Source organism: Enterocloster clostridioformis, from assembly GCF_020297485.1.
Lineage (GTDB): Bacteria > Bacillota > Clostridia > Lachnospirales > Lachnospiraceae > Enterocloster > Enterocloster clostridioformis.
Genome location: NZ_JAIWZC010000001.1, coordinates 4,170,995 through 4,185,215, shown reverse-complemented (window position 1 = coordinate 4,185,215; position 14,221 = coordinate 4,170,995). Strand labels below are relative to the sequence as shown.

Here is a 14,221-nt window from a genome sequence, read left to right as displayed (position 1 = left end):
AAAACAGCTCCGTATATAAAATCATTACTTCACATGAATCAAAGTCAGATCCAGAGCATAGGGGTCCGATATGGCCACTCCCTCCAGCCTGGTGTTATAGCCGATATGGGACGGAGCCTGTGCCGCCATGATAAAGGGCCCATTCTCGTACATTGCATCCTGGATTTCCTCCAGAACAGCGATACGCGCGTCATTGTCCGTTGCAGACATGGTTTTTTCATACATGGCCGCAAGCTCCGGATCCATGTCGGCACTCCAACCTGCCCTCTTTCCGACTACGCCGCCCGGAAGGAATTCCAGCTGCACGTTGGGGTCGTTATAATCAGTTCCCCAGTACATAACCGTAAAGCCCAGGGTTCCGTCGCGGTAAGCATCGCCGTATCCCGCCGCCCATGGCTGAGATACGATATTCACATTGATTCCCACCTGTGACAGGTCATCCGTTATCTTCTGGGCCAGGTCTGTCAGTAGGATTCCCTCCATATCCAGATCTGTCACAGTCAGATCCACATCAAATCCATCCGGGTATCCTGCCTCTGCCAGAAGTGCCTTAGCTTCTTCCAGATTCGTATAGTCAGCCGGTCTCTCGCCCTTGCTTCCCATGAATCCCACCTGGATGATATCATAAGGAGTGATGGTGCCGCTGCCGCAGATAGTCTGGATGCCGGTGTAATCCAGGGCCCTGCGGATGGCGTTCTGAACCTGGGGATTGGACACAGGGCCGCCGTAGGCTTCATCCATGTTCATCATCACAAATCCAACTGTCTTGGTTGCTCCGTTGATAATGGAAATATTCTCAGCGCCTTCCAGCTCGGACATGGTGTCGTCTGTCATGTTCATAGCCACATCAATATCTCCGCCGGACAGTGTCATCATCTGTGTGTTTGCATCAGGCTGTATCTTGATGATGTACTTGTCAACATTGGTAGCTTCTCCCCAATAGTTAGGATTCTTTTCCAAAACCACTTCCTGGTCCGGAATATAGCTGGTCATCACATACATGCCGGAACCTGCGCTGGCTGTATCCAGATAGGACTGGGCTGTGTCAGTGGACGATGCATCCTCTGCATCCGTGCCGCCGTGCTCCTTCACAACCGCGCTGTCCAGAACAGCCGTGGAGCTGTAGGTCAGCTTGGACAGAATGGCACTGTCAGCCTGGGTCAGATGGAACACCACCGTGTAATCATCAGGCGCTTCCATGCTCTCAATGGTATCACAGATAAAGGATGGATTTCCCTGAAGGTTCTTGCAGCGGTTGATGCTGAAAAGAACATCCGCGCTGGTCATGGGATTGCCGCTGGCAAATGTCACATCCTGTTTCAGCTTTACCGTCAGTGTCAGGCCGTCCTCTGAGAATTCATAGGTATCAGCCAGACAAGGCTCCGGCGCGCTGTCATTGCTGTAGAACTTAAACAGGTTCTCGTAGCAGGCATTGACAATGAGAGGCGGATACTTCTCATATACATACCCCGGGTCCAGGGTGGAAAATCCGGAGCCCATGGCTACCACAACCGTATTGGAGCCGGCTGCCTGTGAAGCCCCCTCAGCAGCGGCGTCTGTCTTGCCGGCCGATGTGCCGTCCGCGCCATTGCCTCCGCACGCGCTGCAGGCAAGTGAAACCGCAAGGCACAGAGCAGCAGTCAATAACTTCTTTTTCATAATAGACCTCCTCTAGGTTTATTGAGATGCCAGTATTCTGGCAGTGTCTCCATATTGCAATATTTTTTCTGGTGCAGTGTTTCCTTAAGCAAAGGCCGCTCTAATAAAGATGGCAGGCCACAAAATGCCCCTCCGCCACTTTCTTTAATTCAGGTACTTCCCTGCGGCACCTGTCACAGGCCTTGGGACAGCGTGTGTGGAACCGGCAGCCGGAGGGCGGATCCGAGGGACTGGGCACCTCCCCCTCCAGATGGATGCGCTCTGTTTTCACATTCTGGTCCACCTGGGGAATGGCTGACAGCAATGCCTCGGTATAAGGATGGTAACGCTTTTCATACAGCTTATCATAATCTGCAATCTCCACCATATTTCCCAGATACATGACGCCCACCCGGTCGCTGACCTGGTAGACCACGTTCAGATTATGGGAAATGAAGAAATAGGTCAGCCCCAGCTTTTCCTTTAACTCCTGAAGCAGGTTCAGCACCTGGGCCTGGACCGATACGTCCAGTGCCGATACAGCCTCATCGCAGATGATAATGTCCGGCTCCAGGGCCAGCGCTCTGGCTATGCCGATACGCTGCTTCTGTCCTCCTGACAGCTCATGGGGATACCTGCTCAGGCAGTACAAATCCATTCCCACCAGGTTAAGGAGCTTCATAATGCAGGCTTCCACATCCATCTTCCCCTTCATCCCGTGTATCTCAAAGGGTTCCATCAGAATCTGGCGGACAGTTCGCCTGGGATTCAGGCAGGCGGACGGGTCCTGGAATATAATCTGGACCTTCCTGCGCATTTTCTTTAAATCTGCTCCCTTTAGCCCTGCTATGTCCGTTCCGCCCATATAAATGTGGCCCTCTGTTGGTTTTAAGAGGCGGACAAGGGCCCTGCCCAGGGTACTCTTGCCGCAGCCGCTCTCCCCCACCACGCCAAAGGTCTCCCCCTTCATGATGTGGAAGCTTACGTCGTCCACTGCCTTCACGGTCCCGGACTTCTTATCCTTTCCCTTAAAATATACCTTTACATGGTCGGCCTTAACCAGCACTTCCCTATTGCTCTTGTCTTCGTTTATGTCTCTGTTCGGATTCTGCGCCATACATTAAGCCTCCTTCCCCGCGGCCTGGTCTTCAAACAGCCAGCAGCGGACCTTCCGCTCCTCTGAAAGCCGCTTCATGGGCGGGCTGACTGTCCTGCACCGCTCTGTGGCATGGGGACATCTGGGCCAGAAGCTGCACCCCTTAATCCGCTCCGTGGGATTAGGCACCATGCCCTCTATGGCGGACAACGGCTTCCTGTCCTTTGTGATGACCGGTATGGCATTTAAAAGGCCGATGGTATAGGGATGCTTGGGATCCCTGAACAGTTCCCCGGCCGGTGCCTGCTCCACGATATGACCCGTATACATGACAATGACCGTATCGCACAGCTCGCTTACCACTCCCAAATCATGAGTAATGAACAGGACCGAGGAATGAAGCTCCTCATTCATCTCGCGAATCAAATCCAGAATCTGGGCCTGGATGGTCACATCCAGAGCCGTGGTCGGCTCATCCGCAATCAGAATCTGGGGCTGGCAGGCCAAAGCCATGGCTATCATCACACGCTGCCTCATTCCACCCGACATCTGGTGGGGATACTCGTGGGCCCTTACCTCAGGATTGGCGATTCCCACTGCCCTCATCATGCGGATGGCTTCCTCCATGGCTTCCTTTTTCTTCATGCCCCGGTGCAGGCGCAGGGATTCCGCAATCTGTTTTCCGCACTTGATAATGGGATTTAAGGAGGTCATTGGTTCCTGAAAAATCATGGAAATCTCATTTCCCCTGATTTTCTGCATATCCCGCTCAGAGGTCTTCACCAAATCCCTTCCGAGATACAAAATCTCCCCTCCTGTAATCTGTCCCGGAGGGTTGGGAATCAGCTGCATCATTCCAAGAGAGGAAACACTCTTGCCGCTTCCGCTCTCTCCCACGATACCCAGCTTTTCACCCTTATGTAATACATAACTCAGATGGTCCACCGCCTGAACGGTGCCTTCCGCTGTCCTGAATTCCACACATAAATCTTTTACTTCCAATATGATATCTGTCTGTGTCATTTTATCCGCCCTTTGTTTTATTACATCAAAGCGTCAACGCGGTGCCAATGTATTTACCCGCAGTTTTCTGCATATATACTCAAAACGATACCACATTTTCTGGGATAATTCAATATATAGATTGACCTGTTTTGCCCGGAAACAGGCCAAAACCAGCACAGAAACGCAAAAACAGGACGCTGCCAAGGCTGTTTTAACAGCTTATTTACAGCGTCCCGCTCTTACGTTTGTTATATCTTACCGTTCACATTCCAGGGCTTCTTCCAATAAATGGCATCCACATTACACTCTTTCATACATTCGCCGCACTGTATGCACTCCCTGTCTCCCACCTGTCTGATATCCATTTTACAGGTCCGCACACAACGCCCGCAGTCAATGCAGGCGTCCCTGTCAATATTCACCCCCAGCAGAGCCGCGGGTGCAAACAGGGAATAGATGGCACCCAGAGGACAGAGGAACCGGCAAAAGCTTCTGTATACAAAACAGGCGCTTACCAGTATAACTGCCATCACAAGGACCTTCCAGTTAAAAAGGGCTCCTGCCAGGCCGCCCAGTGACTCGTCCAAAAGCACCAGGGGAATTCCTCCCTCCAGGGTTCCCGCAGGACATATGTATTTGCAGAAGGCAGGAACCGGCAGGCCGGAGGCCGCCTTGAATACCACAGGCAGGATGATGACAAACACTGCCAGAATCACGTATTTCACCCTGGACAGCTCCCGTGTGACGCGGTTCTTTTTTATCTTGGGTACAGGTATCTTATAGAGAAGCTCCTGTACCAGCCCAAAGGGACAGATGAAACCGCATATAGTCCTTCCCATGGTAACCCCAAAAAGCAGGAGAACTCCCAATATATAGAAGGGAAGCTTCCTGTCCATGGCGGACAGGGCGTTCTGCAGGGTGCCTAACGGACAGGAACCAACGGCTCCCGGACACGAATAGCAGTTAAGTCCGGGAACGCACAATCCTTTTGACTTTCCCTTATAGATGGACGCCTCCGCAAATCCCTTCAGGTTCAGATTATATAATAATGCCGCACAAAGCTGTATCAAACGCCGTTTCATCGCTGCTGCCCTCTCATGGTCATGGTGTTCTGCCGCTGCCTTCTCATCCGATTCCGATACATTCCAGGCACACTCTCACTGCCTTGCGGAAGGCGTCCTGGTATCCTCCCTGGGCAGCTCCGATACACAGAAATACTACGCCCAGGACAAGGAGGATAACTGTTATCTTATTCTGTCTGCACCAATCCATCATATCAACGCTCCAAGTCTTACACCCCAAGGGCTTCCTTATATCTCTCATACATCGTGTCCGCGTCCAGGGCCCCGGTTGATATATGGGCCACCTTGCCCTCCGCGTCCAGCACCACTGTATACGGAATGGAATTGGTGGGATACAGCATGGATATGGAATACTCCTCGTCCAGCACTACCGGGAAGGTGTATCCGTTCTCCTCCACAAAGTCCTTCACCGTCTCGGCGTCATCTCCGCAATTCACCGCGATAATGCCGATCTTATCCCCAAAATCATCCTTCAGGCGCTCAAATGCCGGCATCTCCTTGACGCACGGGCCGCACCAGGTTGCCCAGAAATTGATGATAACAGGTTTGCCCTGTAATTCGGACAGCGTAATGCTGGTTCCGTCCATGAGTTCTCCTGTAAAATCAGGAGCTGCCACCCCTTCCTTGATGGGCATGCCCGGCTTAAACTCAATCATGCTGTCCCCCTGGCCTGCTGCCGCCTTTGCATCTGCCTGGCTGCTGCCTGCGGACTGCTCCCGGCCTGTTTCCCCGGCCTCTCCGGCTTCCCGGGTCTTTCCCGGCTCAGACTCCTTGTTCCCTGTATCCTCCGCTTCCCCGGTTCCAGAGCCGTTTTTCTCAGTTTCTGCGCTGCTCTTCTCAGCCCCCGCGCCTTCCTTCTCAGTCCCTTGGGCCTGCTCCGTTTTCTGAGCAGCCTTATCCTGGTCCGCTGTCTGGCTGCATCCCGTTATCTGCAAAGCCAGGAAAAGGGCTAGACAAATGCCCGAAACACTCCTTTTCACTGCCTTTTTATCTCTGTAAAATTGTTCTTTTCTCATGTGTTATTCCTCCCCTTTCAACTAATGGAATAGACAATCGAGTAGGAGGAAGGCGATTATTTCGCCTTCCGACCTCTCACACCACCGTACGTACCGTTCGGTATACGGCGGTTCAATCAACTTAACATGTAACAGCCTTTTCGGCGTAGTAGTCTTCCATGGATACAAGACCAAACTTAGCTAGTCTCTCTTTACTGATACAAATGTGGAGATTCCAGCTTCTGCACACTCTGGCATATCCTTTGGCATATGAAATGCCATGTGCCGCATTTGGCGGCAGACCAAGTTTGATAAGATTCTTTTCCCTGTTCTTTGGCGTTTTCCAGTGTTTCCATATGCACATGCGCAGTCGATACCGAATCTGTCCGTCCATTTTTGCGCACAGCCTTTTCATGCTTCCGATTTTGAAATAATTTATCCACCCTCGGATAAGCCGGTTGAGTTTCCCAATTTTATAACCATTGCCCACTCCCCAGCTCCTGCTTGTATATTTCTTCATCTGCGCCTTGAACTTTGCTGCCGCTTTCGGGTGTGGTCTGGCTTTGTACCCTTTGGCAAATGAGTCATAGTAAAATCCAAACCCCAGATACTTAATGCCCTTTGGTTTATCAACCCTGCTCTTTTCCGCGTTCACTTTCAGTCCAAGCTTTTCCTCTATAAACCGAGCCACGCTCTTCATTACCCGCTCTGCCGCCTGTCTGCTCCCGACCATTATAATAAGGTCATCTGCATACCGGACGAAATCCAGCCTCCTTGCTTCCAGTTCTTTGTCCAGCTCATTTAACATGATATTTGCTAACAGCGGCGAGATATTTCCACCCTGCGGTGTGCCGACTACCGTATCTTCATACTCATCATCAATCATTACGCCGCTGACCAGAATCTTTCTTACCACCGATATGACATCTCCGTCCTTTATTGTCCGTCCGAAAATCGTCATCAGCTTGTCATGGTCTACTGTGTCAAAGAATTTCGCTAGGTCGATATCCACTATCCAGTTGTGTCCGTCATTCATCATTTCCAATGCTTTAAGGACTGCCTGCTGTGCACACCGCTTGGGTCTGAATCCATAGCTGTGGTCGTGAAACTGCTCCTCAAATATCGGGGTAAGCACCTGTGCCACCGCCTGCTGTACAAAGCGGTCTACTGCTGTTGGCACTCCAAGATTTCTTGTACCACCATCGGGTTTGGGTATCTCCACCCTGCGGACTGGCTTCGGCTTATACTTCCTCGTCCGCAACTGTTCCTTAATGTTTTCGCCGTTTTCCGAAAGATATGCGCCAAGTTCTTCAACGGTCATCCCGTCCACGCCTGCCGCTCCTTTATTCCTTACGACTTGCAGATACGCCGCATTTAGATTATCCCTGCTTAATATCTGCTCCATGAGACTGCTTGTGTCCATGCGTTGTTTCCTTTCTGCCCCTTTTGCCTTTGCCGCCTTTGAAGTCATCGACAGGCGTATGCTCCGGCTACGAAGTGGAACGTACTTCAACTGATTGATTGTTCAGCCCTTCGCTCCGTCCCCATTACAGGAACTTCCTCACTACTATGGCTTCTGCTGACTTCTCACAATTCGTTGTTACTACGGCTAATGAGACCGCCTGTGAGACCTCCCCAGTTAAGGTGCGTGTTCTTTTCCTCCATGTACCTGCCGCATTTACTCGTACTTCCGGCAACCTTTTGGACTTCAGTGCCTTTTGCCACCTTATCCGTATTTCCGAGCCTTATATGCGGTTCCTGTCCGTCAGGTCAGAGGTTTGCTTACAGCTTCTTTCAGATTCCGTCTCACGGCGGACACCCTTGCTGTTCGGCTATGTGCTTCGTTGTTGCCTACGCGCACTTGGGACTTTCACCCATTAGAAAACGCCCATGCTGGGCAAACAAAACCCAGAGAATGCCGCTTGTGTCATTCTCTGGGTTTTACTCTAACATAATTATTATTTTCTGTCCACCCGGCTTTATGGGGTTTCTATGAAAGTTTTATTAAGCTTTCATGAAGATGCCTGCTACATCTCATCTACCACGGGAACCACTTCCCGCTCGCTGTAGTGGTGCGCTTCCTCAAGCATCATATCCTTTACCTTCATAAGCCTTGTCTGGGAGCTTCGCTCATTCTCATCCAGCTTCATGGTGATATAGCGGATGTTTGACTGGGTATCGGGAATCATCACATGCTCCAGCGCGTTTACACGGCGGCGGGTCTTTTCAATCTCCGCTGCCATGAGCTGGCAGGATTTTTCGCACTCAGCCAGACGCAGCATGTCAGGCAGTAAATCTGCCAGACTCTTTACCGCATCATCCAGGTCACTGGAAGTAAATGCAAAGCCGTAGGAATAGATGTCGTTAGGGTCTGAAGTCCTGGTCTTATACTTGAACACAGGAATCTCCACACTCATGACGTTCTTTGTCTCAGTTTCCAGATAGACCTCCTGCTTGGGAGCCATCAGGGCTACGTTCAGGGCCTCGTCTGTCATGCCGGAACGTGCCAGCACGAAATTTTGGTTAGCCGCAGCGATGCCTGCCTCCACCTTCTCGCGGAGGGCCTTGTTCTCACGCACCAGGTCCAGGAACTGACGCATCAATTCATCCCGCTTGTCTTTCAGAAGCTTGTGTCCGCGGATGGCTGTTGCCAGCTTTTTCTTAAGGCGGGTAAGCTCCATACGGGTGGGATTTACATGTTTTGCACCCATGTTATGTCAACTTCCTTTCTGCCGGCCGGAAACCCCGGCGCGCGTCCTTTCCGCACATAGCGGAGGGACGCACGCCTGCATGTTCCCTGCCGGGCTGTGACTGCCGGTTATTTTGCTTCGTAATATAAATCAAGGAATTTGTCCTTAATACGTTTCAGCTCGCTCCTTGGGAGGATGCGCAGAAGCTTCCAGCCGATTTCCATGGTCTCTTCGATATCACGGTCAGCATAGTAGCCCTGGGATACATACTCCTTCTCAAACTCATCAGCAAACTTGGCATACAGTTTATCCATATCAGTCAGGGCTGCCTCGCCCAGAATGATCATCAGTTCCTTTGCGTCCTTACCACGGGCATAGGCTGCAAAGAGCTGGTTCATAACGTCTGCATGGTCTGCGCGTGTCTTGCCTTCACCGATACCCTTATCCTTAAGACGGGACAGGGATGGCAGTACATCAATTGGAGGTGTTACATTCTTACGGTACAGCTCACGGCTCAGGATAATCTGTCCCTCAGTGATGTAGCCTGTAAGGTCAGGAATAGGATGTGTCTTATCATCCTCAGGCATGGTAAGAATGGGAATCATGGTGATGGATCCGTTCTTGCCCTTCTGACGTCCGGCTCTCTCATACAGGGAAGCCAGGTCAGTGTACATATATCCGGGATAACCGCGGCGTCCGGGAACTTCCTTACGGGCTGCGGAAATCTCACGCAGTGAATCTGCGTAGTTTGTAATATCAGTCAGAATAACCAGTACGTGCATGTTCTTTTCAAATGCCAGGTACTCTGCTGCTGTCAGCGCCATACGCGGAGTCGCGATACGCTCTACGGCAGGGTCGTTTGCCAGGTTGATGAACATGACGCTTCGGTCGATAGCGCCGGTCTCACGGAAGCTCTCCATAAAGAAGTTAGCCTCCTCAAAGGTGATACCCATGGCAGCAAACACAACGGCGAATGACTCGTCGGTGCCGCGCACCTTTGCCTGACGCGCAATCTGGGCAGCCAGGTTGGCGTGGGGAAGACCGGATGCCGAGAAAATAGGCAGCTTCTGACCACGGACCAGGGTGTTCAGTCCATCTATGGCAGAAACACCGGTCTGGATAAACTCCTCAGGATAACTTCTGGCGGCCGGGTTCATGGGCAGGCCGTTGATATCCATGCGCTTCTCAGGCAGGATGTCGGGACCGCCGTCAATGGGCTTGCCCATGCCGTCAAACATACGGCTGAGCATATCCTCAGACACGCCTAACTCCATGGTACGTCCTAAGAAACGCACCTTACTGGAGTCCAGGTTGATACCTGTAGACGCCTCGTACAGCTGTACCATGGCATTGCCGCCGTCTATCTCCAGTACCTTGCAGCGGCGTCTCTCGCCGTTAACCAGCTCGATTTCTCCCATCTCATCGTAGGTTACTCCCTGTACGCCGCGGACCAGCATAATAGGACCTGCTACCTCTTCAATTGTTCTATATTCCTTGGGCATTAGAAGTCCTCCTTTCTGCTCATCTCACTGTAAATCTCTGACTCCAGGGTCTTGATGACATCCTCGTAAACCTTATCCAGGTCAGCTTCCTCTGTATATTTGAAACGGCCAATGGCCTCACGCACAGGAAGGCTTACAAGACGCTCAATATTCACGCCCTGTGCCAGAGCCTCTCCTGCCTTGTCATAGTATGCCATCATCAGCATCATCATCATGTGCTGTTTCTTTAAGGACGTAAATGTATCAATCTCATGGAAGGCGTTCTGGTGAAGGAAGTCCTCACGGATGGAACGGGCCGCTTCCAGTTTCAGACGGTCAGGCGCAGATAATGCATCCATACCTACCAGCTGTACGATTTCATTCAGCTCAGACTCTTCCTGCAGCAGCCGCATGAGACGCGCGCGCAGCTCGGTCCAGTCGCTCTCCACCTCTGCGTTAAACCATTTTTCCATGGTGTCCACATACAGGGAATAGCTGGTCAGCCAGTTGATGGCCGGGAAGTGTCTCTTATATGCCAGGTCGGCATCCAGGGACCAGAATACCTTTACGATACGCAGGGTAGCCTGTGTAACCGGCTCGGAAATATCGCCGCCGGCAGGGGATACTGCTCCGATAACGGAAAGAGCGCCCTCGCGGTTGTCCTGGCCCAGGGAGATAACACGGCCGGCACGCTCGTAAAACTGTGCCAGACGGGAACCCAGGTATGCGGGGTAACCTTCCTCACCAGGCATCTCCTCCAGACGTCCTGACATCTCACGAAGAGCCTCGGCCCAACGTGATGTGGAGTCTGCCATCAGGGCTACGGAGTAACCCATGTCGCGGAAATACTCCGCAATGGTAATACCTGTATAGATAGATGCCTCACGGGCAGCAACAGGCATATCGGAGGTATTGGCAATCAGCACAGTACGCTCCATCAGAGATTTGCCTGTCTTTGGATCCTTCAGTTCCGGGAACTCGTTCAGAACGTCCGTCATCTCGTTTCCACGCTCGCCGCAGCCAATGTAAACCACGATGTCCGCGTCAGCCCACTTAGCCAGCTGATGCTGTACAACCGTTTTACCGGACCCGAAAGGTCCCGGAACAGCCGCAACACCGCCCTTTGCGATTGGGAACAGACAGTCAATAACACGCTGTCCTGTTACAAGAGGCATATCCGGGGACAGCTTTCTCTGATAGGGACGGCCCTTACGTACAGGCCACTTCTGCATCAGCGAAACCGGATGCTCCTGTCCCTTCTCGTCTGTCACAACAGCCACTGTATCGGTAACCGTATACTCTCCGCCGCTGATATAGGTAAGAGTGCCGCTTACGCCAACAGGAATCATTATTTTCTGCTGTACCACCTCGGTCTCCTGAACCGTACCGATGATGTCGCCGCCGCCTACCTTGTCACCCACATTTGCAGTGGGTACGAAGATCCACTTCTTCTCACGCTTCAGGGAGGGAACCTCCACGCCGCGGTTCAAAAGGTTTCCGCCTGTTTTCTCCATAATGGCATCCAGGGGACGCTGGATACCGTCGTATATACTTCCAATCAGGCCAGGCCCCAGCTCCACGCTCATAGGTACGCCTGTGGATTCCACCGGCTCCCCGGGTCCCAGTCCGGATGTCTCCTCGTATACCTGGACGGAAGCCTTATCGCCATGGATCTCTATAATTTCGCCAATCAGACGCTGCTCGCTGACTCGAACCACGTCGAACATGTTCGCGTCGCGCATGCCTTCTGCGATGACCAGCGGACCGGCTACTTTTTTAATTACGCCTTTGCTCATCTTTTACCTCCATTGTTATTGCCCATTAAATATAATATCCGAGCCAACTGCCTGCTCCACTGACTTCTTAACTGCCAGGATACCTTTTCCCGTATTGCCTGATATGCCGGGAATCAGTATGATGGCCGGAAGGCCAGCCTCGCGGTAGCGGTTGATCTCCGGTTCAATCTGGGCGGCCAGGGCCTCTGTGATGTAAATCACCGCGTAGCCGCTTTCTGCCAGATCCTTAACCTTCTTTCCTGCCTCCGCCGGGTCTGTCAAAGGAAACGGTTCCAGACCCAGACTGGCGAAACCGTAGATACTGTCCCGGTCGCCCATAACTGCAATCTTATACATACATCTCCCTTATCCTTTCCCGGATGGACTCCTCGGGAAGATGGTTTAATTTCCCGGAAAGCACAATCCGAACTGATTTAATCTCGTTCTCCCGTGCCAGAATATAAGCTGCCAGCGGACCCAGACCAAAGGCGCTGTACTGCTGGGGCTTAATCTTACGAATCAGCAGATTGTCGCACCACCGCTCAAAAGCTGAAGGTGAGCGCCGCAATTCTTCCACTGCATCTGCATAGGCCGTGGTTTCCAGGTAGGATCCGATGGAATCCACGCCTTCTATGGCTGCCTGAGCCAGACGGGCAACGTTGATGCTGCCGCATGGCGCCAGCGCCTGTTCCAGAAATACCCTGTCCTTGCCGGTACGGGATGCCCGCACCGCCGTCTTTATATCTGCCGCCGCAACTGTCAGCTCCGCGTAGAGTTCCAGGAACTCATTGCCGGAGGATTTACCGGCTGCGTAGATTGCATCCAGGGCTGCTTTGTCGATTATGATGTCGCAGAGCTGTCCGTCCTGGGTGTGAAGGAGCGCCTTGTAGGCTTCCTCCGCAGGCGTTCTCATGGCCGCCGGAAGATTCTGGAATTCCCTGGTCTGAACCGCTTCTCGGATGAGCTTCACATCCACAGTCCCCTGCTCCATAAAGATTCCCGGGTATTCATCACCCATGCGGACCTCCTTGATGGCCGCCTTCAGATTGTGGTAGTCGTTGGCGTACAGGAATACATCAAATACCGACATATCCTTCACCAGCTCATTAATCAGCTCCCAGGTCTTCCTCTTCTCAATGGCCAGGATATCTCCGGCATTTGTGATGCCGTCCTCTCCCCAGCCCTTCTCCATAAGAAGCTGGATACACTCGTCATAGTCTTTTGCAGCCGTCAGCTGCTCTAAAAATGCACCGGATAGCAGGGACAATTCTTTGGAACGGATGCGGGCTACTGCATAAACATACTGTTTGTCTGCCATTTAATTAGTTCCTCCCTACGTTCATGAAAACAGAATCTCCTGCACTTTATCCTGTAATACCTCATGGGCCGCGTCGAAGAGAGCGTCAATGGAACAGTTCTCCTCAATTCCTCCATAAGTAAGCACAAAACCGCCGTCTATATCCCGGGTGTCTCCCGATATATGCAGCACTGCCCCTTTGTCCTTAAGCGAGGCATTTAACCTGTCCTCAAAGCCTTCGGGCAGGCGTTCCAGGTCCTTCTTTGAGAGCAGGAGCTCGCCTTCGCCGGGCTGTGCGGATTTAACTGCCAGTTTCAGAATCATATCAAAGTAGGCACCGGTCTCAAGCCCCTTGAGTTCAGCCTTAGCCATCCCAATGGTCGCACCGATGAGCCTCTGCTTTTCAGCCAGAATAGCACCCCGCTTCTTAAGTTCGGCTGCCGTGCGTCCTCTTTCCAGAATGTTGGCTACCGCCTGTTTGGAGCGCCTCTCAATATCAACGCACTCCCTCTGCGCATCCGCACGGGCCTGTGCCAGAATCTCATCTGCCTTGGAACGGGCTTCTGCCCTGGTGCGTTCCGCCGCCTTCTGGGATTCTTCTTTAATCTGGCTGATGATCTTATCTAATCCCGCCATGCCATGTTCTCCTTTCCTTAAGTCACCTTATTTGGTATGCTGATTAAATGTTAAGTCCCGCAATACCAAAGATGGAAAGGATGGAGATCAGCAGTGCCAGGATGGCGTATGTCTCAACCATGGCCGGGAAAATCATAGCTTTACCAAACTGCTCAGGTCTCTTGGCAACCAGGCCGATACTCGCTGCTGCCGCCTTGCCCTGTGATGCGCCGGAAATCCAGCCCACAATGCCCATAGGAAGGCATGCTGCCAGGTATAAAGCGCCCTTTATTAAGGAAAGGTCAGCGCTTCCGCCCATAATACCAATCTGTGTCAGTGTGATGAATGCAATCAGCAGTCCGTATATACCCTGTGTACCGGGAAGCAGCTGTAAAACCAGAACCTTACTGAACTTGTTGGGATCCTCTGTAACAACTCCGGCTGCAGCCTGACCTGCAATACCTACTCCAATAGCAGAACCTACTCCTGCAAAAAGCGCTGCGATTGCAGCTCCTAATAATGCTAAAGCAACTCCCATATTTCCCAT

14 protein-coding genes are annotated in these 14,221 nt (G+C 52.0%); all 14 read right to left on the bottom strand.

The annotated features are described in order from the left end of the window. Positions 1-24 precede the first annotated feature (24 nt). The 14 genes from LA360_RS21015 to LA360_RS20950 all read right to left on the bottom strand — a co-directional run bounded on the left by LA360_RS21015 (position 25) and on the right by LA360_RS20950 (position 14,221). Complete coding sequence (locus LA360_RS21015; RefSeq protein WP_022201528.1) at positions 25-1,659, bottom strand: ABC transporter substrate-binding protein; 1,635 nt, start codon at positions 1,657-1,659, stop codon at positions 25-27. A gap of 100 nt (positions 1,660-1,759) precedes the next feature. Beyond that, positions 1,760-2,755 carry an ABC transporter ATP-binding protein gene (locus tag LA360_RS21010; RefSeq protein WP_089774396.1) on the bottom strand — a complete coding sequence of 332 codons (996 nt, stop codon included), beginning with the start codon at positions 2,753-2,755 and terminating at the stop codon, positions 1,760-1,762. A 3-nt stretch (positions 2,756-2,758) separates the two neighbouring features. Next, positions 2,759-3,757 (bottom strand): ABC transporter ATP-binding protein, encoded by a 999-nt coding sequence (locus LA360_RS21005; protein WP_002585717.1) that lies wholly within the window; start codon positions 3,755-3,757, stop codon positions 2,759-2,761. 230 nt (positions 3,758-3,987) lie between these two features. Beyond that, positions 3,988-4,821 carry a 4Fe-4S binding protein gene (locus LA360_RS21000; protein ID WP_002585716.1) on the bottom strand — a complete coding sequence of 278 codons (834 nt, stop codon included), beginning with the start codon at positions 4,819-4,821 and terminating at the stop codon, positions 3,988-3,990. Between the two features lie 43 nt (positions 4,822-4,864). Further along, positions 4,865-5,014, bottom strand: a complete 150-nt coding sequence (locus LA360_RS20995) for a CD1871A family CXXC motif-containing protein (protein ID WP_002585715.1) — start codon at positions 5,012-5,014, stop codon at positions 4,865-4,867. Between the two features lie 16 nt (positions 5,015-5,030). Continuing rightward, positions 5,031-5,837 carry a TlpA disulfide reductase family protein gene (locus LA360_RS20990; RefSeq protein ID WP_022201526.1) on the bottom strand — a complete coding sequence of 269 codons (807 nt, stop codon included), beginning with the start codon at positions 5,835-5,837 and terminating at the stop codon, positions 5,031-5,033. Between the two features lie 121 nt (positions 5,838-5,958). Next, on the bottom strand, positions 5,959-7,239 hold the full coding sequence (ltrA, locus tag LA360_RS20985) for a group II intron reverse transcriptase/maturase (RefSeq protein WP_002578445.1): 1,281 nt from the start codon (positions 7,237-7,239) through the stop codon (positions 5,959-5,961). Positions 7,240-7,843: 604 nt separating this feature from the next. Then, entirely contained in the window at positions 7,844-8,527 is a 684-nt protein-coding gene (locus LA360_RS20980) for a V-type ATP synthase subunit D (protein WP_002585713.1), read from the bottom strand. 107 nt (positions 8,528-8,634) lie between these two features. Beyond that, positions 8,635-10,008 carry a V-type ATP synthase subunit B gene (locus LA360_RS20975; RefSeq protein WP_002568364.1) on the bottom strand — a complete coding sequence of 458 codons (1,374 nt, stop codon included), beginning with the start codon at positions 10,006-10,008 and terminating at the stop codon, positions 8,635-8,637. Beyond that, on the bottom strand, positions 10,008-11,783 hold the full coding sequence (locus LA360_RS20970; protein WP_002585712.1) for a V-type ATP synthase subunit A: 1,776 nt from the start codon (positions 11,781-11,783) through the stop codon (positions 10,008-10,010). The genes LA360_RS20975 and LA360_RS20970 overlap by 1 nt, the downstream gene beginning before the upstream one ends. 15 nt (positions 11,784-11,798) lie before the next feature. Then, on the bottom strand, positions 11,799-12,119 hold the full coding sequence (locus tag LA360_RS20965; RefSeq protein ID WP_002568366.1) for a V-type ATP synthase subunit F: 321 nt from the start codon (positions 12,117-12,119) through the stop codon (positions 11,799-11,801). Beyond that, a complete protein-coding gene (locus tag LA360_RS20960; protein ID WP_022200578.1) occupies positions 12,112-13,080 on the bottom strand; it encodes a V-type ATPase subunit in 969 nt (322 codons plus the stop codon). Before LA360_RS20960 ends, LA360_RS20965 begins: the two co-directional genes overlap by 8 nt. 21 nt (positions 13,081-13,101) lie before the next feature. Then, the gene (locus tag LA360_RS20955; RefSeq protein WP_112481544.1) at positions 13,102-13,695 is read right to left on the bottom strand and encodes a V-type ATP synthase subunit E; all 594 of its coding nucleotides are present in this window, start codon (positions 13,693-13,695) and stop codon (positions 13,102-13,104) included. A 43-nt stretch (positions 13,696-13,738) separates the two neighbouring features. Then, positions 13,739-14,221 carry a V-type ATP synthase subunit K gene (locus LA360_RS20950; protein WP_002585709.1) on the bottom strand — a complete coding sequence of 161 codons (483 nt, stop codon included), beginning with the start codon at positions 14,219-14,221 and terminating at the stop codon, positions 13,739-13,741.